General features: G+C 71.3%; 17 protein-coding genes and 1 pseudogene. 8 read left to right on the top strand and 10 right to left on the bottom strand.

Annotated elements, in window-relative coordinates:
* A pseudogene (locus L0P92_RS29280) lies at positions 1-847 on the bottom strand (bifunctional adenosylcobinamide kinase/adenosylcobinamide-phosphate guanylyltransferase); the annotation flags it as partial.
* Positions 848-1,088: 241 nt separating this feature from the next.
* On the opposite strand from L0P92_RS29280, the gene L0P92_RS29275 reads away from it, so the two are divergent.
* Positions 1,089-1,298 (top strand): hypothetical protein, encoded by a 210-nt coding sequence (locus L0P92_RS29275; RefSeq protein WP_217209484.1) that lies wholly within the window; start codon positions 1,089-1,091, stop codon positions 1,296-1,298.
* Between the two features lie 99 nt (positions 1,299-1,397).
* On the opposite strand, the gene L0P92_RS29270 is transcribed toward L0P92_RS29275, so the two are convergent.
* From L0P92_RS29270 to L0P92_RS29260, 3 genes are all read right to left on the bottom strand, one after another.
* Entirely contained in the window at positions 1,398-2,477 is a 1,080-nt protein-coding gene (locus tag L0P92_RS29270) for a S1C family serine protease (protein ID WP_234766059.1), read from the bottom strand.
* Between the two features lie 77 nt (positions 2,478-2,554).
* Complete coding sequence (locus L0P92_RS29265; RefSeq protein WP_234766058.1) at positions 2,555-3,292, bottom strand: class I SAM-dependent methyltransferase; 738 nt, start codon at positions 3,290-3,292, stop codon at positions 2,555-2,557.
* Between the two features lie 83 nt (positions 3,293-3,375).
* Positions 3,376-4,020, bottom strand: coding sequence for a DUF3043 domain-containing protein (locus L0P92_RS29260; protein WP_234766057.1), 645 nt, complete (start codon positions 4,018-4,020; stop codon positions 3,376-3,378).
* A 247-nt stretch (positions 4,021-4,267) separates the two neighbouring features.
* Here L0P92_RS29260 and L0P92_RS29255 point away from each other — a divergent pair, with 247 nt between their 5' ends.
* The 5 genes from L0P92_RS29255 to L0P92_RS29235 all read left to right on the top strand — a co-directional run bounded on the left by L0P92_RS29255 (position 4,268) and on the right by L0P92_RS29235 (position 10,908).
* Entirely contained in the window at positions 4,268-5,038 is a 771-nt protein-coding gene (locus L0P92_RS29255; protein ID WP_234766062.1) for a PspA/IM30 family protein, read from the top strand.
* A gap of 41 nt (positions 5,039-5,079) precedes the next feature.
* Positions 5,080-5,358, top strand: coding sequence for a PspA-associated protein PspAA (gene pspAA, locus L0P92_RS29250; protein ID WP_234766061.1), 279 nt, complete (start codon positions 5,080-5,082; stop codon positions 5,356-5,358).
* A gap of 166 nt (positions 5,359-5,524) precedes the next feature.
* The gene (locus L0P92_RS29245; protein ID WP_443733652.1) at positions 5,525-6,757 is read left to right on the top strand and encodes a sensor histidine kinase; all 1,233 of its coding nucleotides are present in this window, start codon (positions 5,525-5,527) and stop codon (positions 6,755-6,757) included.
* 93 nt (positions 6,758-6,850) lie between these two features.
* Positions 6,851-7,534, top strand: coding sequence for a response regulator (locus L0P92_RS29240; RefSeq protein WP_234766055.1), 684 nt, complete (start codon positions 6,851-6,853; stop codon positions 7,532-7,534).
* Positions 7,535-7,713: 179 nt separating this feature from the next.
* Positions 7,714-10,908 (top strand): efflux RND transporter permease subunit, encoded by a 3,195-nt coding sequence (locus L0P92_RS29235; protein ID WP_234766054.1) that lies wholly within the window; start codon positions 7,714-7,716, stop codon positions 10,906-10,908.
* A 105-nt stretch (positions 10,909-11,013) separates the two neighbouring features.
* On the opposite strand, the gene L0P92_RS29230 is transcribed toward L0P92_RS29235, so the two are convergent.
* The 3 genes from L0P92_RS29230 to nadA form a co-directional block, all read right to left on the bottom strand.
* The gene (locus tag L0P92_RS29230) at positions 11,014-12,159 is read right to left on the bottom strand and encodes an RNA polymerase sigma factor (protein WP_234766053.1); all 1,146 of its coding nucleotides are present in this window, start codon (positions 12,157-12,159) and stop codon (positions 11,014-11,016) included.
* A complete protein-coding gene (locus L0P92_RS29225; protein WP_234766052.1) occupies positions 12,159-12,572 on the bottom strand; it encodes a YciI family protein in 414 nt (137 codons plus the stop codon). Before L0P92_RS29225 ends, L0P92_RS29230 begins: the two co-directional genes overlap by 1 nt.
* Positions 12,573-12,757: 185 nt before the next feature.
* Positions 12,758-13,942, bottom strand: a complete 1,185-nt coding sequence (gene nadA / locus L0P92_RS29220; RefSeq protein WP_234766051.1) for a quinolinate synthase NadA — start codon at positions 13,940-13,942, stop codon at positions 12,758-12,760.
* Between the two features lie 329 nt (positions 13,943-14,271).
* Between nadA and L0P92_RS29215 the strand changes: the two genes are divergently transcribed.
* Positions 14,272-14,628, top strand: coding sequence for an iron-sulfur cluster assembly accessory protein (locus L0P92_RS29215; protein WP_031487357.1), 357 nt, complete (start codon positions 14,272-14,274; stop codon positions 14,626-14,628).
* Positions 14,629-14,716: 88 nt separating this feature from the next.
* On the opposite strand, the gene L0P92_RS29210 is transcribed toward L0P92_RS29215, so the two are convergent.
* Positions 14,717-16,537: a hypothetical protein gene (locus tag L0P92_RS29210; protein ID WP_234766050.1), complete on the bottom strand. Its 1,821-nt coding sequence runs from the start codon at positions 16,535-16,537 to the stop codon at positions 14,717-14,719.
* 154 nt (positions 16,538-16,691) lie between these two features.
* Positions 16,692-16,901, bottom strand: coding sequence for a hypothetical protein (locus L0P92_RS29205; RefSeq protein WP_234766049.1), 210 nt, complete (start codon positions 16,899-16,901; stop codon positions 16,692-16,694).
* A 131-nt stretch (positions 16,902-17,032) separates the two neighbouring features.
* On the opposite strand from L0P92_RS29205, the gene L0P92_RS29200 reads away from it, so the two are divergent.
* Positions 17,033-18,007: a carbohydrate kinase family protein gene (locus L0P92_RS29200; RefSeq protein ID WP_234766048.1), complete on the top strand. Its 975-nt coding sequence runs from the start codon at positions 17,033-17,035 to the stop codon at positions 18,005-18,007.
* An 85-nt stretch (positions 18,008-18,092) separates the two neighbouring features.
* Here the strand turns inward: L0P92_RS29200 and L0P92_RS29195 are convergent, their stop codons facing one another.
* On the bottom strand, positions 18,093-19,472 hold the full coding sequence (locus L0P92_RS29195) for a cysteine desulfurase/sulfurtransferase TusA family protein (RefSeq protein WP_234766047.1): 1,380 nt from the start codon (positions 19,470-19,472) through the stop codon (positions 18,093-18,095).
* Positions 19,473-19,610 lie beyond the last annotated feature (138 nt).

Here is a 19,610-nt window from a genome sequence, read left to right as displayed (position 1 = left end):
AAGAGGCTGGAGCCCAGGACGCCGAGGACCACGCACGCCCACTCGGCCACCCTCGCCAGGTCCGCGGCCCGCCCCGCGTCCCCCCGGTCGCCACGTACAGCACGTCAGGAAACGCCTCCAGCCGCCGCTCCGCCTCCACCGACTTCCCCGACCGGGCACCGCCCAGCACCAGGGTCCGGCGCGGCACGTCCGGCACGTCCTCGTACGCCCCCACCACCAGCGTCGTCCCGTCCGGCACCGCCCGCGCCCCCGCGGCGGCCAGCCGCCGCCGCAGCTCGGCACCGGGCGGAGCGTCATGATCGAGATGTACGGCGACGACATCCGTCGTAGGCCCGAGCGCCCCCACCGCCCGCAGCTTGGCCAGCGCGTCCGGCCGCCCCACGACATCGGCGACCACCATGTCGTACATCCCGACGGACCCGTTCTCCAGCCCGGCCGGCGCACCACCCGGCGGCAGATACAGCAGCCGCTGCCCGTCCGGCCCGGTCACCGCGTACCCCGTGCCGGGCGAGTCCATCGCCACCGCCCGCACCCGATGCCCCGTCAGCAGCGCCAACTCCCGCCCGTCCGGCACCCGCCCGGGCTGCGGCACCCCGGCCGGCACCTCGACGGCGGGCCCGTCGTGCGGATGCGACAGCAGCACCTGTCGTACGTTCCCCAGCGAACGCCCGGCCCGGGCCGCCGCGAACGCCGCCCCGGGCGTCATGTCGAGCAGCAGCGCCCCGTCCACGAGCAGCGCGGTCGCCGCCCGCGCATCGTCACCGAGCGCGCTCGCACACGCCGCGCACGGACAGTCGGGGCGGGGGAGTCCCGCGGGGGCACCGGTGCCGAGAAGAGTGAGTTCCACAGACTGATTTTCGCCGGTCGCTACTGATCTTGCGCGCCCGAGGCGGCCGCAGGGGCGCGGCGCTGTATTCGATGTGCGGCTACCGCCGCGTGGGCGCGACGATCCCTACGGACTCGCAGGAGCACACGAACCGAACCCGCGCTCTGTTAACGGCGCACCCAGCGGAGCGCATACGCTCTGGGCAGGAGCTGGACCTTGATCCGGCTCGCAGTCTGCACGTGCTGACACCTTGGAGGCGTACATGGCGGCATGGACGTGGCGGTTCGAGAAGGCCGACGGGGCGGAGGTCCAGCCCGCGGTGCAGCCCGAGGAGTTCACCACCCAGGGGGACGCCGAGTCATGGATCGGGGAGCACTGGAAGGCGCTTCAGGAGGGCGGCGCGGACCAGGTGCGGCTGTTCGAGGACGCCAGCGAGATCTACGGCCCGATGAGCCTGCACGCCGAGGCATGAGCCGACGGGGCGAGGGCGGCCGTACGCCCTCGCCCCGCTCTCCCGCCCACCGCACGACCGCTCACCGCATCACCGCTCACCGCACCCTCGCTCACCACGTCACTGCTCACCCAGCGTCACATCCACCGTCTTCTCACTGCCGTTACGGGTGTACGTCACCGTCGTCCGCTCGCCCGGCTTGTCGGCCGCCAGCGCCTCGGCCAGGGACGTGATGGTGGTGATGTCCTCGTCCCCCAGCCGGGTGATGATGTCCCCGCGCCGCAGCCCGGCCCGGTCGGCCGCCCCGCCCGCCAGCACCTCGACGACGGCCACGCCCGCCGCCCGGTAGTCGTCGTTCACGACCGTGCGGCCGGTGATGCCGAGCGCCGCGCGGCCCGAGTCGGTGACCCTGCCGTCCTTGATGATCTGGTCGGCGATCGACTTCACCGTCGACGCCGGGATCGCGAACCCGATGCCGGGCGCCGCGCCCTCCCCGAGGCCGGGGTCGACGGCGGCCAGGGTCGGGATGCCGATGACCCGGCTGTCGAGGTTCACCAGGGCGCCACCGCTGTTGCCGGGGTTGATGGCGGCCGACGTCTGCACCATGTTGGCGATCGTCGCGCCCGTACCCCCGTTGCCGCCGCCCTCGGTGACGGTCCGTCCGGTCGCCGAGACGATGCCCTGCGTGACACTGGACGACAGCCCGAGCGGCGAGCCCATGGCCAGCACGATCTGCCCGACCTCCACCTGCGAGGAGTCCCCGAACCTCGCCGCCTTCAGTCCGCCCGGCGCGTCCTCCAGCTTGATGACGGCCAGGTCCTGCTCCGGGTACGAGGAGACGAGCCGCGCGGTGAACTCGTCCTCGCTGTTGGCGGTCGTCACCCGGAACGTCTGCTCGTCCCCGACGACATGCGCGTTGGTGACGATGTGCCCCTGGCCGTCGTAGACCACGCCGGACCCCAGGTCGTTCCTGGCCTGGATCTGCACGACCGACGGCAGGACGTCCTCGATCACCTTCAGATAGCCGTCCTGGAGGTCGTCGACCGCGCCGACCGCCTTGGGTACGGCCGCCTGCCGCGTCGACTCCTCGTTCTCACGGGTGCCCGAGGAGCCGGAACAGGCGGCGAGCAGGCCGAGACAGCAGACGAGGACGGCGACCGCGACGGCCGGGCGCCGGGCACGCAAACGGCGAGCATCCATGCCCCGAGTCTCACCGCGGGTCAGGTGCGCGGCGCGTCCTGCTCGCCCGAACGGGATCGAACGGGCGGTGAACGGGATCAGCCGCGCACCCCGCACAGATGCAGCAGGGCCGCCACACCGCGATACGGATCCGTCTTCCCGGCCCGCTCCTCGACCGCCAGCAACGCCTCCACGTCCGCCGGGATCTCCGCCCCGTCGGCCGCCGTGTCGGTGAACACCCGCACCCCGTACCAGGCGTGCAGCGGCGCCGCGATCCCCGCGAGCGTCGCCGTCAGGTCGGCCAGCCGGTCGGCCCGTACGTCGAGCCCCAGCCGGGTGGGGGTCCCCCCGTTCGAGTCTGTTCGAGAATGGGGGAGGTGCGCGGTCGTGTCGAAGGCGGCCAGCGTCCCCGCCCAGTCCCCGGCCAGCCCCGGCCGCATGGCCAGGGCGTCGCCGTTGCGCACCAGCAGCGACAGCAGCCCGCCCGGGGCGAGCATCCGGGCCAGCCCGGCCAGCAGCGGGTCGGGCTCCGCGATGTACATCAGCACGCCGTGGCACAGCACGACGTCGAAGCTGCCCGGCAGAAAGTGGACGCCGGTGTCGCGCCCGTCGCCCTGGACGATACGCACCCGCTCCCGGATGCCCTCAGGCTCACCGGCGAGCTCCTCACGGGCCGTCGCGATCATCTTCGGGTCCTGCTCGACGCCGGTCACCTGATGCCCGGCCCGGGCCAGCCGCAGCGCCTGAGTGCCCTGGCCCATCCCCACGTCGAGCACCCGCAGCCGCTGCCCGACCGGGAACCGTCCGGCTATCTGCTCGTCGAGCTGCCGGCCCACCAGCTCCTGCCGTACGACATCACGCAGCCCGCCCAGTTTGCTGAGCCAGGCGTCGGCCGCACCCCCGGAAAAAGCGGTAGCGCTCAGGGCCGCTCTCCGCGCTTGACCTGAGGCTTCGGCAGCCGGAGCCGGCGCATCTGGAGGGAGCGCATCAGCGCGTAGGCGACCGCGCCACGCCGGTTGGTGTCCGGGAAGCGCTCGGTGAGCCGCTTCTTCAGCCGGACGCCCGTGACGACCGAGTCGAGCACGATCAGCACGATCACGACCAGCCACAGCAGCAGCGCGATGTTCTGCAGCGCCGGTACTTGCACCATGCTCAGCACAAGGATGACCACGGCCATCGGGAGGAAGAACTCCGCGATGTTGAAGCGCGAGTCGATGAAGTCACGCGCGAACTTGCGGACCGGACCCTTGTCACGGGCCGGCAGATACCGCTCGTCGCCCCCGGCCAGCGCCTGGCGCTGCTTCTCCAGCGCGGCCCGGCGCTCGTCGCGCTGCCGCTTGGCGGCCTCCTTGCGCGACGTCGGCGTGTTGGCGACGCTGCGGCGCTGGGTCTGGGCCTCACTGCGCTTGGGCGTGGGGCGGCCCTTCGGGGCCTCGGGGTGGCGGGTCTGAGTGGAGTCGGTCACCGGCGCCTTGTCGGCGTCCTGGGCCTTCTCTTCCTTGGCACGGCTACGGAACACAAAACCCAAGGGTACGGGGTGCCAGGGGTTGGACCCCAGCCCCATGGGGAACGATCCGGCAACACCAGTCGTCGTAGGGGGACAGAGGGGACGTTGCAGACGGTCCGGGAGTCACCTACTCCTTACGCCGGAGCGTGAGCGTCAGCAGTCGTCCTTGGGGATGAGCGCATCCGTCCCCGAACAGTGCGTCAATGGATGCAGGGCCCGTACTGTGGGTTCTGTCGCAGAGCTGGAGCTGGACGTCAGAAGGGGGCGCGCGAAGCCCATGAGCGGTGTCATGAAGCGTATGGGGATGATCTTCCGCGCGAAGGCGAACAAGGCCCTTGACCGGGCCGAGGACCCGCGCGAGACCCTCGATTACTCGTACCAGAAGCAGCTGGAACTGCTCCAGAAGGTCCGCCGTGGCGTCGCCGACGTGGCCACCTCGCGCAAGCGCCTGGAACTCCAGCTCAACCAACTCCAGCAGCAGTCGTCGAAGCTGGAGGACCAGGGCCGCAAGGCGCTCGCGCTCGGCCGTGAGGACCTGGCCCGCGAGGCGCTGTCGCGCCGCGCCGCCCTCCAGCAGCAGGTGACCGACCTGGAGACCCAGCACGCGACCCTCCAGGGCGAGGAGGAGAAGCTCACCCTGGCGGCCCAGCGCCTCCAGGCGAAGGTCGACGCCTTCCGCACCAAGAAGGAGACGATCAAGGCCACGTACACCGCGGCCCAGGCCCAGACCCGGATCGGCGAGGCCTTCTCCGGCATCTCGGAGGAGATGGGCGACGTCGGCCTGGCGATCCAGCGCGCCGAGGACAAGACGGCCCAGCTCCAGGCCAGGGCCGGCGCCATCGACGAGCTCCTCGCCTCGGGCGCCCTGGACGACCAGTCCGGTATGCACAAGGACGACATCCAGGCCGAGCTGGACCGGCTCTCCGGTGGTACGGATGTAGAGCTGGAACTGCAGCGCATGAAGGCCGAGCTGGCGGGCGGTTCTTCCAGCTCCCAGCAGGCCATCGAGGGCGGCAACGGCCAGTCGCAGTCCCAGCAGCAGCCGCAGGACACCCCGCGCTTCGACAAGCAGTAGCCGACGGCCGGGGCCCACGCCGAGGAGGCGAGATGGGCGACATGATCGTCCGGATCATGGGCGAGGGGCAGGTGAAGCTGTCCGACAGTCACCTGCCCGAGCTGAACAAGCTCGACGACGAGCTCCTGACGGAAATGGAGAACGGCGACGGCCCCGGCTTCCGCCGCACCCTCACCGCCCTCCTCTCCAAGGTCAGGGAACTGGGCGCCCCCCTGCCCGACGACTCCCTGGAACCCTCGGAACTGATCCTGCCGTCGCCGGACGCGACGCTGGAGGAGGTCCGGGAACTGCTGAGCGACGACGGCCTGATCCCGGGTTGACCGGAGCGGGGGTCTGGGGGCGGCAGCCCCCAAAGGGGCGCGGGGAACTGCGCGACCAGCCCCCACCGGCCGGCAGCCGTACAACGACCACCGGGGGTCTGGGGGCGGCAGCCCCCAGGCGACGCGTACGGGAACGCCCGGCACACAAAACACAAGGAACATCCAGTTGTCCCCCGCCCAAAGCCCCGCAGGGAACCGCCTCCGGCGCCACCTCGAGGCGCACCCCATGGCCCTGGACGCGGCGCTCGCCGTCGCCGTCCTGGCCTGCATGGTCGCCGGCTCCTTCGTGGACCCGCACGGGAAGAACGAGGTCACCTGGGCCCTGCGCACCCCGGACGCGCTCAGCCTCCTGCTCATCACCCTCGGCGCCGCGGCCCTGGTCTTCCGCCGCCGCGCCCCCATGACGGTCCTGGCCCTCACCGGCACCGCCTCCGTCGTCGAGTCCGTCACCGGCGACCCCCGCGCCCCCGTCGCCATGTCCGCGGTCATCGCCCTCTACACCGTCGCCTCGACCACCGACCGCCCCACCACCTGGCGCGTCGGCCTGCTCACCATGACCGTGCTGACCGGCTCCGCCATGCTCGCCGGCCCCCTGCCCTGGTACGCCCAGGAGAACCTCGCCATCTTCGCCTGGACCGGCATCGGCGCCACCGCGGGCGACGCGGTCCGCAGCCGCCGCGCCTTCGTCGCCGCCATCCGCGAACGCGCCGAACGCGCGGAACGCACCCGTGAGGAGGAGGCCCGCCGCCGTGTCGCCGAGGAGCGGCTGCGGATCGCCCGGGACCTGCACGACGTCGTCGCCCACCACATCGCCCTCGTCAACGTCCAGGCCGGCGTCGCCTCCCACGTCATGGACAAGCGGCCCGACCAGGCCAAGGAGGCCCTGGCCCACGTACGCGAAGCCAGCCGCTCCGCGCTCAACGAGCTCCGCGCCACGGTCGGCCTGCTCCGGCAGTCCGGCGACCCCGAGGCCCCCACCGAACCCGCCCCCGGCCTCGACCGCCTCGACGAACTCGCCGGCACCTTCCGCAGCGCGGGCCTCCAGGTGGAGATCGCCCGCGCCGACCAGGACACCACGCTTCCCGCCGCCGTCGACCTGGCCGCCTACCGGGTCATCCAGGAAGCCCTCACCAATGTGCAGAAGCACGCGGGCCCGGAGGCGAAGGCCGAGGTCAGCGTCGTCCGGGTGGGCCCGAACATCGAGATCACCGTCCTCGACGACGGCGCCGGCGACGACGAGACCGTCGAGGGCGGCGGCCACGGGCTGCTCGGCATGCGCGAGCGCGTCACCGCCCTGCGCGGCACCCTCACCACCGGCCCCCGCTACGGAGGCGGCTTCCGTGTCCATGCGATTCTGCCCGTCAAGAGCCGCACCCGCGCCGCGGAAGACACCGGATGACCGCGATATGACGCCCCCGCGGAACTCAAGCGCACTCCGCGGAAGTTGTCGTAACGCGAAGCCGTCCACCCCCAGCCCCGCCGAGGACCCGCCATGACCATCCGCGTCCTGCTCGCCGACGACCAGGCCCTGCTCCGCAGCGCGTTCCGCGTGCTGGTCGACTCCGAGCCCGACATGGAGGTCGTCGGCGAGGCCTCCGACGGCGCGGAGGCGGTGCGGCTGGCCAGGGAGAAGCGGGCGGACGTCGTCCTGATGGACATCCGGATGCCCGGCACCGACGGCCTCGCCGCCACCCGCATGATCAGCGCCGATCCGGCCCTGGCCCATGTCCGGGTCGTCATCCTGACCACCTTCGAGGTCGACGACTACGTCGTGCAGTCGCTGCGCGCCGGCGCCTCCGGCTTCCTCGGCAAGGGCTCCGAGCCCGAGGAGCTGCTCAGCGCCATCCGCGTCGCGTCCGGAGGCGAGGCGCTGCTCTCCCCGGCCGCCACCAAGGGCCTGATCGCCCGCTTCCTCGCCCAGGGCGACGGCGCGGGCGACGACCGCGACCCGGCCCGAGCCGAGCGGCTCGACGCACTCACCGGCCGGGAGCGCGAGGTCCTGGTCCAGGTCGCCGGCGGGCACTCCAACGACGAGATCGCCGAGCGGCTGGAAGTCAGCCCGCTGACCGTGAAGACGCACGTCAACCGGGCCATGTCCAAGCTGGGCGCCCGCGACCGGGCCCAGCTCGTGGTGATCGCGTACGAGTCGGGGCTGGTACGTCCAAGGGTGGAGTGAACTCCAGCTCGCATACTGCGCCGGGAGTAGGCGCCGTATAAGGAAATGGACCTGGGGTCTACGAAACCGGGCTCCCCGATGGCTCAGGGTGTAAGGGCGGGCGCTCACTTGTGCGCCAAGACGCTCCTGCCACGTCCGCTGCCCACTTCTGCCGCTCACAGAAGAGAGACCCTGAACCCATGTCCTGGCTGTCGAGATTCAGCCTCGCCCAACGTGCCCTGATAGGCCTGATGTCGATCATCGCCATCGCCTTCGGAGCGATTGCGATACCCCAGCTCAAGCAGCAGCTGCTGCCCTCCATCGAACTGCCCATGGTGTCCGTGCTCGCGCCGTACCAGGGCGCCGCGCCGGACGTGGTCGAGAAGCAGGTCGTCGAGCCGATCGAGGACAGTCTCGAAGCCGTCGACGGCATCACCGGCGTCACCTCCACGGCGAGCGAGGGCAACGCCGTGATCATGGCGTCCTTCGACTACGGCCCCGACACCCAGCAGCTGGTCGCCGACGTCCAGCAGGCCGTCAACCGCGCCCGCGTCCAGCTCCCGGACGACGTCGACCCGCAGGTCATCGCCGGTTCCACGGACGACATCCCGACCGTCGTCCTCTCGGTCACCTCCGACCAGGACCAGCAGTCCCTGGCCGACCAGCTCGACCGGACCCTGGTGCCGGACCTGAAGGAGATCGACGGCGTCGGCCAGGTCACCGTCGACGGCGTACGCGACCTCCAGGTCACCGTGACCCCGAACGACGCGAAGCTCGCGAAGGCCGGCCTGACCTCGGCGGACCTCTCCCAGGCCCTCCAGGCCGGCGGTGCCACCGTCCCGGCCGGCTCCTTCGACGAGGGCGGCGACAACCGCACCGTCCAGGTCGGCGGCGGCTTCACCTCGATCCAGCAGATCGAGGACCTCATGGTCACCGGCCAGGGCGCCGCGGCCTCCGGTGCCGAGAACAAGCCGGTGCGCCTCGGTTCCGTCGCCGCCGTCGAGCAGGAGCAGGCCGCGGCCGACTCCCTCACACGCACCAACGGCAAGCCGTCCCTCGCGGTGGCGGTCACCATGGACCGCGACGGCAGCGCGGTCGCCATCTCGGACGCGGTGCAGGACAAGCTGCCCGAGATGCGCGGCGACCTCGGTACGGGCGCCACGGTCACGGTCGTCAGCGACCAGGGCCCGGCGGTCAAGAAGTCCATCGACGGACTGACCACGGAAGGCGCCCTCGGCCTGCTCTTCGCGGTCCTGATCATCCTGGTCTTCCTGGCGTCGATCCGCTCGACGCTGGTCACCGCGGTGTCCATCCCGCTGTCGGTCGTCCTGGCCCTGATCGTGCTGTGGACCAGGGACCTCTCCCTGAACATGCTGACGCTCGGCGCGCTGACCATCGCCATCGGCCGCGTCGTCGACGACTCGATCGTGGTCCTGGAGAACATCAAACGGCACCTCGGCTACGGCGAGGAGCGCGAGGAGGCCATCCTCAAGGCGGTCCGCGAGGTCGCCGGGGCGGTCACCTCCTCCACCCTCACCACGGTCGCCGTCTTCCTGCCGATCGGCCTGACCGGCGGCATGGTGGGCGAGCTGTTCGGTTCGTTCAGCCTGACGGTGACGGCGGCCCTGCTGGCGTCGCTGCTGGTCTCGCTGACGGTCGTCCCGGTGCTGTCGTACTGGTTCCTGCGCGCCCCGAAGGGCACCCCGGCGGACGCCGACGAGGCCCGCCGCAAGGCCGAGGAGAAGGAGGCGCGGAGCAGGCTCCAGCGTCTCTACGTCCCCGTCCTGCGGTTCGCGACCCGGCGCCGCCTCACCAGCGTGCTGCTCGCGATCGTCGTCCTCTTCGGCACGTTCGGCATGGCGCCGCTGCTGAAGACGAACTTCTTCGACCAGGGCGAGCAGGAAGTCCTCACCGTCAAGCAGGAGTTGAAGCCGGGCACCAGCCTGGCGGCGACCGACGAGCAGGCGACCAAGGTCGAGAAGCTGCTCGCCGGCACCGAGGGCGTGAAGGACTACCAGGTCACGATCGGCTCGTCCGGCTTCATGGCCGCCTTCGGCGGCGGCACCGACACCAACCAGGCGTCGTACCAGGTGATGCTGGAGGACTCGGCGTCGTACGACGCCGTGCAGGACCGAATCGAGGCCGGCCTGAAGAAGCTCGACGGCGTCGGTACGACCACCATCGCGGCCGGTGACGGCTTCGGCGCCCAGGACCTCAGCGTGGTCGTGAAGGCGGCCGACGCCGACGTGCTGCGCAAGGCGGCCGAGCAGGTCCGCGAGGCGGTGGCCGGCCTGGACGACGTCACGGACGTCACCAGCGACCTGGCGCAGAGCGTGCCGCGCATCTCGGTGAAGGCCAACGACAAGGCGGCCGCGGCCGGCTTCAACGACCAGACCCTCGGCATGGCCGTCGCCCAGGCGGTCCGCGGCAACACCGCGGCCCAGGCGACCCTCGACGACACCGAGCGGGACGTCGTCATCAGGTCCGCCGAGCCGGCGACGACGCTGAAGCAGCTTCAGGAGCTGTCCCTGGGCAAGGTGAAGCTGGGTGACATCGCCGATGTGAAGCTGGTCGACGGGCCGGTCTCGATGACCCGTATCGACGGCCAGCGCGCCGCTACCATCTCGGCGAAGCCGACCGGTGACAACACCGGCGCGGTCAGCACCGACCTCCAGGCCAAGATCAACGAGCTGACGCTCCCGGCGGGCGCGACGGCCTCGATCGGCGGTGTCTCCGAGGACCAGGACGAGGCGTTCGCCAACCTGGGCCTGGCGATGCTGGCGGCCATCGCGATCGTGTTCATGCTGCTGGTGGCGACGTTCCGCTCGCTGGTCCAGCCGCTGATCCTGCTCGTGTCGATCCCGTTCGCGGCGACCGGCGCGATCGGCCTCCTGGTGGCGACCGGCACCCCGATGGGCGTCCCCGCGATGATCGGCATGCTGATGCTGATCGGCATCGTGGTGACCAACGCGATCGTCCTGATCGACCTGATCAACCAGTACCGGCGGCAGGGCTACGGCGTCGTGGAGGCCGTGATCGAGGGCGGCCGGCACCGGCTGCGGCCCATCCTGATGACCGCGCTGGCGACGATCTTCGCGCTGCTGCCCATGGCCCTGGGCGTCACCGGCGAGGGCGGCTTCATCGCCCAGCCGCTGGCCGTGGTCGTCATCGGCGGTCTGATCACCTCGACCCTGCTGACCCTGCTCCTCGTCCCGACGCTGTACGCGATGGTGGAGCTCCGCAAGGAGCGCCGGGCGAAGAAGCGGGCGGCGAAGCGGGCGAAGAAGGCGGGCGTCCCGGACGAGCCGACGTCGGAGTCGGCCTCGGGAACGGGTTCTGATTCCGGCTCGGATTCGGGCTCGGCTTCGGACGAGCCGGAGCCGGCCGGGGTCTGACCTCCGGTCCGACCGCGCGGCCCCGCCGAGCAGAAGGCAGCCCGCCCCAGGAGCAGTCCTGGGGCGGGCTGAGCCGTTCCCTGAGCCGTTCCCGGTCCGGGTACGTCAGTCACGCGTGCGCGCGTTGAGCCGGGCGGCCTGCCGGGTCAGGTAGTCCCGCTCGGCGAGGTTGGACGCCTTCTCGGCCGCCTCGGAGTACAGCCGGGCCGCCGTCGCCAGATCGCCGTCGCGTTCGTGGAGGTACGCCGCCACCGCGGCATGCCGGGGCAACGAGTCGTCCAGCGCCGCGAGCGCGGCCAGCCCGGCGCGCGGTCCGTCGGCCTCGCCCACGGCCACCGCCCGGTTGAGCCGCACGACCGGGCTGTCGGTGAGGCGCGCGAGCTCGTCGTACCACTCGACGATCTGCACCCAGTCGGTCTCCTCGGCGGTGCGCGCGTCGGCGTGCAGGGCCGCGATGGCGGCCTGGGCCTGGAACTCGCCCAGCCGGTCCCGGGCGAGGGCCGCCTGAAGGATCTCGACTCCCTCGGCGATCGACGCGGTGTCCCACCGGCCGCGGTCCTGCTCGGCGAGCGGCACCAGAGCGCCGTCGGGCGCGGTCCGCGAGGCGCGCCGGGCGTGGTGCAGCAGCATGAGGGCGAGCAGCCCCGCCACCTCGGGGTGGTCGATCGCGGCCGCGAGCTGCCGGGTCAGCCGGATGGCCTCGGCGGCCAGGTCGACATCGCCGGAGTAGCCCTCGTTGAAGACCAGGTAGAGCACCCGCAGCACGGTGGCGACATCGCCGGGCTGGTCGAACCGTACGCCGGAGACGGTGCGCTTGGCCCGGCTGATGCGCTGCGCCATGGTCGCCTCGGGGACCAGATAGGCCTGGGCGATCTGCCGGGTGGTGAGCCCGCCGACGGCACGCAGCGTGAGCGCCACCGCGGACGACGGCGTCAGCGACGGGTGGGCGCACAGGAAGTACAGCTGGAGCGTGTCGTCCACGGCGGGCGCGGGCCCGGGCGCCGGCTCCTCGTCGACGCGGTCCTCACGCCGGCGCCGGGCGCTGTCCGCCCGGGCCTGGTCGAGGAACTTCCGCCAGGCCACGGTGACCAGCCAGCCCTTGGGATCCCGGGGCGGGTCGGCCGGCCAGACGCGGAGCGCCTCGACGAGCGCGTCCTGCACGGCGTCCTCGGCCGCCGCGAAGTCGGCTCCGCGGCGGACGAGGACGGTGAGCACGCTCGGCGTGAGGCTCCTCAGCAGGGCCTCGTCCATCAATGGCACTCGTCGACGCTGGGGTTGGCGGCCAGGAACGGGCGCACCTCCAGCCACTCGTGGATCGGCTTGCCGCCCGCGCCCGGTGCGGCCGACAGCTCCCCGGCGAGCTCGACGGCCCGCTCGTAGGTGTCGACGTCGATCACCATCCAGCCGGCGATGAGGTCCTTGGTCTCGGCGAACGGCCCGTCGGTGACCGGCGGCCGCCCCTCACCGTCGTACCGGACCCACGCCCCCTCGGGCGCGAGCGCCTGCCCGTCGACGAACTCACCGGTCTTCTCCAGCCGGTCCGCGAAGTCGCGCATGTACCCCACGTGCGCCGAGATCTCCTCCGGCGTCCACTGGTCCATCGGCACGTTGTTCACGGCGTCGGGGGCGCCACGGTAGTGCTTGAGCAGCAGGTACTTCGCCATGATGGTCTCTCCTCGATGCTGTGCGACCCATTCTGGTCGCGTTCACTACGGGGACGGAGCCGATCACGGGTTCTCGACATCGCCGGCAGAAATTTTTTTGCGGGGTCCGACCAGATGGTCCGGACCCCGCCCTCATGCCGCACAGCGCAAGCGCACGGCACGTGGCACTCGGCGCTCGCTCCCTGCTACGGCAGCGCCAGCATCCGCTCCAGCGCCAGCTTCGCGAACGCCTCCGTCTCCTTGTCGACCTCGATGCGGTTGACCAGGTTGCCCTCGGCCAGCGACTCCAGGGTCCAGACCAGGTGGGGGAGGTCGATGCGGTTCATGGTCGAGCAGAAGCAGACCGTCTTGTCGAGGAAGACGATCTCCTTGCCCTCGGGCGCGAAACGGTTCGCCAGGCGCCGTACGAGGTTCAGCTCGGTCCCGATGGCCCACTTGGAGCCGGCCGGGGCGGCCTCCAGGGCCTTGATGATGTACTCCGTCGACCCGACGTAGTCGGCCGCGGCCACGACCTCGTGCTTGCACTCGGGGTGGACCAGGACGTTCACGCCCGGGATCCGCTCGCGCACGTCGTTCACCGAGTCCAGGCTGAAGCGGCCGTGCACCGAGCAGTGGCCGCGCCACAGGATCATCTTCGCGGCGCGCAGCTCCTCCGCCGTCAGCCCGCCGTTCGGCTTGTGCGGGTTGTAGACGACGCAGTCCTCCAGGGACATGCCCATGTCCCGGACGGCGGTGTTGCGCCCGAGGTGCTGGTCCGGCAGGAACAGGACCTTCTCACCCTGCTCGAAGGCCCAGTCCAGAGCCCGTTTCGCATTGGACGACGTGCAGATCGTGCCGCCGTGCTTGCCCGTGAACGCCTTGATGTCCGCGGACGAGTTCATGTACGACACCGGCACGACCTGCTCGGCTATGCCGGCCTCGGTCAGCACGTCCCAGCACTCGGCGACCTGCTCGGCCGTCGCCATGTCGGCCATCGAGCAGCCGGCGGCGAGGTCGGGCAGGACGACCTTCTGGTCGTCGGACGTCAGGATGTCCGCGGACTCGGCCATGAAGTGCACACCGCAGAACACGATGTACTCGGCCTCCGGGCGGGCGGCCGCGTCCCGGGCCAGCTTGAACGAGTCACCGGTCACATCCGCGAACTGGATGACCTCGTCGCGCTGGTAGTGGTGGCCGAGCACGAAGACCTTGTTGCCGAGCTTCTCCTTGGCGGCGCGGGCGCGCTCGACCAGGTCCGGGTCGGACGGCGAGGGAAGGTCGCCGGGACACTCGACGCCGCGCTCGCTCCTCGGGTCGGCCTCACGGCCGAGGAGCAGCAGGGCGAGGGGCGTCGGCTGTACGTCGAGCTCCTGGGTCTGGGCGGTGGTCACGACACGCACCCTTTCTGTTCTGCGGCTCGCCGGCACCGGAGGATCCGGCTCCGGCGGGTCAAGCGGGACACCTTCATCGACCTTCTCGTCGATTTGACGCTATCTATCATAACCGGTTCACGTCAGTTTGACGATGGCCATCATGTCGATGTGACGTGAATCCCGGGGAAGGGCCGTCGTATTCCCCAATGAGGCGTTTTCCGCTCCGCGCGCCGTGTGCGAGCATGAAGAAGGACCGAAAGACAAGCATCCGGCCCCGGAATGAATCCGCCGACCCGCCGGTTGCAATGGTCGGCAAGCAGTCTCCGTACAACCCGGGAGAGATGTAGATGTCCGTATCGGACGAGACCAGCACCGCCACCGACGGCATCATTCTGAGCGACGCCGCCGCGGCCAAGGTGAAGGCCCTGCTCGACCAGGAAGGCCGTGACGACCTCGCCCTGCGGGTGGCCGTCCAGCCCGGTGGCTGCTCGGGTCTGCGCTACCAGCTCTTCTTCGACGAGCGTTCGCTCGACGGCGACGTCGTCAAGGACTTCGGCGGGGTCAAGGTCGTCACCGACCGCATGAGCGCCCCCTACCTGGGCGGCGCGTCCATCGACTTCGTGGACACGATCGAGAAGCAGGGCTTCACGATCGACAACCCGAACGCGACGGGCTCCTGCGCCTGCGGCGACTCCTTCAACTGAGTCGGCCCGGCCGAGTCCGGCCGCTGACACGCGGAAAGGCGGCGACCCCCTCCGACGGGGCCGCCGCCTTTCCTGTGTCCGTGAGCTCCTACCGGGCCCCGGACGTCTGCGGCGTCGCCGGGAGCCGCGCTCCCGGCTTCTCCAGGGGGACCGCCTGGCCGTCCGTGCCCACGACCTTCCGGTCCCCGAGCGGCTCGTCCAGCTGTACGGTCCGGTGGAACAGCTTGGCGATCTGGATGCACAGCTCGCCCGACTGCGACGTCTCGGTCACCCGGACCGTCACCTCGCCACCGCTCTCGCTCGCCGTCACCTCGTACTCGGCGCACACCCCGCCCGTGAAGGCCACGGTCAGCTCCTTGCCGTCGGCCGTATAGCCGTCGACCGCCACGTTCCGGACGATCGGCGAGGAACTCGGCTCGTCCTTCGGCTTGCTCGGCCGCGGGGAGGGCGGCTCCTCGGACGGCGTCGACGAGACCAGGTACTTCGGGTCGATCGCCGGATACGTCACCGTGAAGCTGTCCTGCGCTCCCGGCGACCGCACCTCGAACAGCCAGGACGGCACCAGCGCCTGCCGCGCCTCCACCTGGTGCGCGGCCAGCCCGAACACCGCCTTCTCCACCGTCACGGTGTCCTTCGCCGGCGCCCCCGTCGACGCCTCCGCGCCGCAGGGCGCCTCGAGCCGGTCCTTCAGAGGTACGGGACTGGCGCAGCCGCCGATCCCCATGCGGTGGCCGGACCCGGGCGCCGCGTTCATCAGCCCGAGCGTCTTCTCGGCGTCGAGCACGGGGTAGGTGTCCCCCTTCACCGGCGCCTTCAACTGGCCGCTGCCGCCCACCACTTCACCCTGGGCGCTCACGGTCACCCCGGTCGTCCAGCCGTACGTGGGCAGCCCGCCCACCACCGGATTCGCGTTCACCACCCGCTGGGCGCCCATGAGCTGGCTCGCGTCGAGCTTCGCGTCGTCCTGGCCCACCGCCTTGAGCACCGGCGCGGCCGCCTTCTTCGCCACGGCCTCGCTCACCGGGTCATCGGTCGGCCCTGCGGGTTCCTGCCTGCACACGGTGGTGCTCTCACAGTCGTCGGTGCCGGGGGAGTACCGGGAGAACGTCCAGGTCCCCGGCGCCTGCTTGTTCACCTGAAGGCTCGGCCCCGCCCCGTCCGTGGCCCCGACCCGCCAGGTCTCACCCTGCGCGACCGGCTTCCCGTCCACCCCGAGCGCCTCGGCCAGCCGGGCCACCTCGGCCGCGCCGACCTCGCCGCCCGCCCGGTACACCGGCGCCGAGCCGGGCCCGTCCGACAGTTCCCCGTCGACCTTGTAGGTGACGCCGTACGGGTTGGGCTCCCCGGGCGCGATGCCACCCGTACCGCCCGGAGCGCGCTCGCTGTAGCCGTCGAGCCGCAGCGGCGGCGGAGAGCCACCGTCGGCCGCCCCGGACGCCGCGCCGCCGTCCGACCCACCGGACGTACTCGCGGCGAGATAGGCCCCACCGCCCCCGACGAGCAATACGGCGGCGGCGACGGAGGCGATGACCGCGGGGGAGCGGCGCCGGGGGGCGTGGGGAGCATGGGAGACACCGGAGACATCGGCGTTGTCGGCGGTGACGTCAGTGGCGTCGACGGCGTCCGGCCCCTTGGCGGAGCCGTCAGGAGCGCCGACGGGATCCGCCTGATCCGCCTCCTCGGCGCCGTCGCCCTCGGCGACGCGCTCCTCCTCGGCCCGGCCCTCGGTCCCGCCCTCGGCGTCATCCCCGGCGTCGGAAACCGGCGTGACCTCCTCCGCGCCGCCGCCCGAAGCCTCGGCACCAGCGGCCCCCGCGTCCGCGTCCGCGCCTTTCTCCTGCCCGGCGACCTGCTCCTCGGCGGAGCCGTCGGCGCCCGTGTCGTCGTTCTCGGGTCGCTCGGTGTTCACCGCATCGCTCCTTCGGCTGCGCACATGTCCCATGACCCTGACCGGACCCTGTCAAAAGGGACGGTCCGTCGGGTCGTATCCCGCATCCCCTTTACGGGGGACGCCGATGGGACGCAGCGGGGGAGCGCGCGGTTCCCCGAACGGCGCAGTCGGCTCAGTCGCCGTAGTCCGACATCGCCTCCAGCAGCCGCGCGGACCTCGGCGGCACGGTCACTCCGTGGATGCGTGAGGGGGAGACGGGACGGGAAAGGACACGATCGGGAGCGGCCCAGTGCGGGGCCATCCGCGCGCAGTCACCGAGCAGTGACGCCAGGTCGACCTCCAGGTCGGCCGGAACGGGGGCGCGGACCTCGAATTTCGTCATAGCGGCACCGTAGACACCCCGGAGCCCGCGAAGAAAGATCTACTATCGGGTAGTTTTGGCCACTTCAGAGTGCCGGTCACGAACGGTAGCGTGGACTGTCAATTCCGCCTCCCCGCAGGAGACCTCACGCCGTGCGCATCGCAGTCACCGGCTCCATCGCCACCGACCACCTCATGACCTTCCCCGGCCGCTTCGCCGACCAGCTCGTCGCGGACCAGCTGCACACGGTCTCGCTCTCCTTCCTGGTCGACAACCTGGACGTCCGTCGGGGCGGCGTCGGCGCGAACATCGCCTTCGGCATGGGCCAGCTGGGCACCAACCCGATCCTGGTCGGCGCCGCGGGCTCCGACTTCGACGAGTACCGGGCCTGGCTGGACCGGCACGGCGTCGACACTGGCTCGGTCCGCATCTCCGAGACCCTGCACACCGCCCGTTTCGTGTGCACCACCGACGCCGACCACAACCAGATCGGCTCGTTCTACACCGGTGCGATGAGCGAGGCCCGGCTGATCGAGCTGAAGACCGTCGCCGACCGCGTCGGCGGCCTCGACCTGGTCCTCATCGGCGCCGACGACCCCGAGGGCATGCTCCGCCACACCGAGGAGTGCCGCGCCCGCCAGATCCCCTTCGCCGCCGACTTCTCCCAGCAGATCGCCCGCATGGACGGCGACGAGATCCGGATACTGCTGGACGGCGCGACGTACCTCTTCTCCAACGAGTATGAGAAGGGCCTCATCGAGTCCAAGACCGGCTGGTCGGACGAGGAGATCCTCTCCAGGGTCGGCCACCGCGTCACCACCCTCGGCTCGCGCGGCGTCCGCATCGAGCGCGAGGGGGAGGACCCGATCGAGGTCGGCTGCCCCGAGGAGGAGCGCAAGGCCGACCCCACGGGTGTCGGCGACGCCTTCCGCGCGGGGTTCCTGTCGGGGCTGGCGTGGGGTGTTTCGCTGGAGCGGGCCGCGCAGGTCGGGTGCATGCTGGCGACGCTCGTCATCGAGACAGTGGGTACGCAGGAGTATCAGCTGCGGCGGGCGCACTTCATGGAGCGGTTCGCCAAGGCGTACGGGGATGAGGCTGCGGAGGAGGTCCAGGGGCATCTGGGCTGATTCGCCGTCTGCGGGTGCATGGGGGCTGGTCGCGCTCACGCGGCGGTAGCCGCACATCGATACAGCCCCGCGCCCCTGAGGTGGGTCAGATCGCCCGGCGAATCAAGTATGCCGTCCCTGTCTCCGCCGGCTCCTCGCCTACGTATTCCTGGCCCCGCATCTCGCACCACGCCGGAATGTCCAGGCGGGCCGCCTCGTCATCCGACAGGACCCGTACCAGTCCCCCCACCGGCACGTCCCCGATCACCTTCGCCAGCTCGATGACCGGGATCGGGCACAGCTTGCCGAGGGAGTCCACGACCAGGACGTCGTCCTCGTCCACCACCGTCTCGGCGGTCGGCGCGCCCAGCTTCTCCCGCACCCCCGCCACCGCCCCCGGCAGCACCTCCAGGAACCGCTCCACATCCTCCGCGGCCGTCCCGAACGGCAGTGACACCCGCACGTTCCCCTCGCTCAGCACCCCCATCGCCCTCAGCACATGGCTGGGCGTCAGCGTGCTGCTCGTACAGGACGAACCGGACGACACCGAGAACCCGGCACGGTCCAGCTCGTGCAGCAATGTCTCCCCGTCGACATAGAGACAGGAGAAGGTGACGATGCCGGGCAGCCGCCGCACCGGATCGCCGACCACCTCCACGTCCGGCACCAGCCCCGGCACCTGCGCCCGGATCCGCTCCGTCAGCTCCCGCAGCCGTACCGCCTCTTGGGCCGCCTCCGCCCGCACCGCCCGCAGCGAGGCCGCCGCGGCGACGATCGCCGGGATGTTCTCGAACCCGGCCGCCCGCCCCGACTCCCGCTCGTCCGCGGGCCCTTGCGCCGCGAACCGCACGCCCTTGCGCACGACGAGCAGCCCGACCCCGGACGGCCCACCCCACTTGTGCGCACTGGCCGTCAACACCGACCAGTCACCCTCGACGCGCCCCCAACCCAGCGACTGCGCCGCGTCCACCAGCAACGGCACCCCGACCTCCCGGCACACCCCGGCCACCTCGGCCACCGGCTGCTCGGTCCCCACCTCATGGTTGGCGGACTGAAGACAGGCGAGCGCGGTCTCCGGCCGCAGAGCATCCGCGTACGCCGCCACACCCACTGCCCCACCCCGGTCCACCGCCACCTGGGTGACCGTCCCCCCGTCGGCCTCGTGCGCGTCAGCCGCATGGAGCACGGAGGAGTGTTCGACGGCGGACACGATCAGGTGGCGTCCAACCCGCCGCCGCCCCGCCAACACGCCCGCGACGCCCGAGTGCACGGCCTTGGTCCCGGACGAGGTGAACACCAACTCGTCCCCCCGACACCCCACCGCCTCGGCGGCCGCCTCCCGAGCCGCGTCCAACAGCAACCGCGCCCGCCGCCCTTCCCGATAGAGACGAGCAGGATCGGCCCACCCTTCATCAAGGGAGGCTTGCAGAGCCTGCCGAGCAACAGGATGAAGAGGAGCACTGGAAGCAGCGTCAAAGTAGCCCACACAGCAACGCTAAACGCCGGGTCCCTGCAACGCCGCCAAGGGGCGCGGGACGGTGACATCAGCGGCTCCGCCGCGGGGCGCGACCAGCCACAAACAACCCGCAGCCGCCAATCAAGCGAACCCCCCACCCCACTAGGC

The organism is Streptomyces muensis (assembly GCF_021474425.1).
In the GTDB taxonomy this organism is placed as follows: domain Bacteria; phylum Actinomycetota; class Actinomycetes; order Streptomycetales; family Streptomycetaceae; genus Streptomyces; species Streptomyces muensis.
Note: the sequence above shows the minus strand (reverse complement) of the source record. Positions and strands in the feature narration are given on the sequence as shown.

Coding starts and splice junctions, on each gene's coding strand:
- L0P92_RS29225 (WP_234766052.1), bottom strand. CDS start 12,572: ATGGCGAAGTACCTGCTGCTCAAGCACTACCGTGGCGCCCCCGACGCC.
- L0P92_RS29270 (WP_234766059.1), bottom strand. CDS start 2,477: ATGGATGCTCGCCGTTTGCGTGCCCGGCGCCCGGCCGTCGCGGTCGCC.
- L0P92_RS29205 (WP_234766049.1), bottom strand. CDS start 16,901: ATGACGAAATTCGAGGTCCGCGCCCCCGTTCCGGCCGACCTGGAGGTC.
- L0P92_RS29255 (WP_234766062.1), top strand. CDS start 4,268: ATGATCTTCCGCGCGAAGGCGAACAAGGCCCTTGACCGGGCCGAGGAC.
- L0P92_RS29215 (WP_031487357.1), top strand. CDS start 14,272: ATGTCCGTATCGGACGAGACCAGCACCGCCACCGACGGCATCATTCTG.
- L0P92_RS29230 (WP_234766053.1), bottom strand. CDS start 12,159: ATGGACGAGGCCCTGCTGAGGAGCCTCACGCCGAGCGTGCTCACCGTC.
- L0P92_RS29260 (WP_234766057.1), bottom strand. CDS start 4,020: ATGGGGCTGGGGTCCAACCCCTGGCACCCCGTACCCTTGGGTTTTGTG.
- L0P92_RS29275 (WP_217209484.1), top strand. CDS start 1,089: ATGGCGGCATGGACGTGGCGGTTCGAGAAGGCCGACGGGGCGGAGGTC.
- L0P92_RS29240 (WP_234766055.1), top strand. CDS start 6,851: ATGACCATCCGCGTCCTGCTCGCCGACGACCAGGCCCTGCTCCGCAGC.
- L0P92_RS29235 (WP_234766054.1), top strand. CDS start 7,714: ATGTCCTGGCTGTCGAGATTCAGCCTCGCCCAACGTGCCCTGATAGGC.
- pspAA (WP_234766061.1), top strand. CDS start 5,080: ATGATCGTCCGGATCATGGGCGAGGGGCAGGTGAAGCTGTCCGACAGT.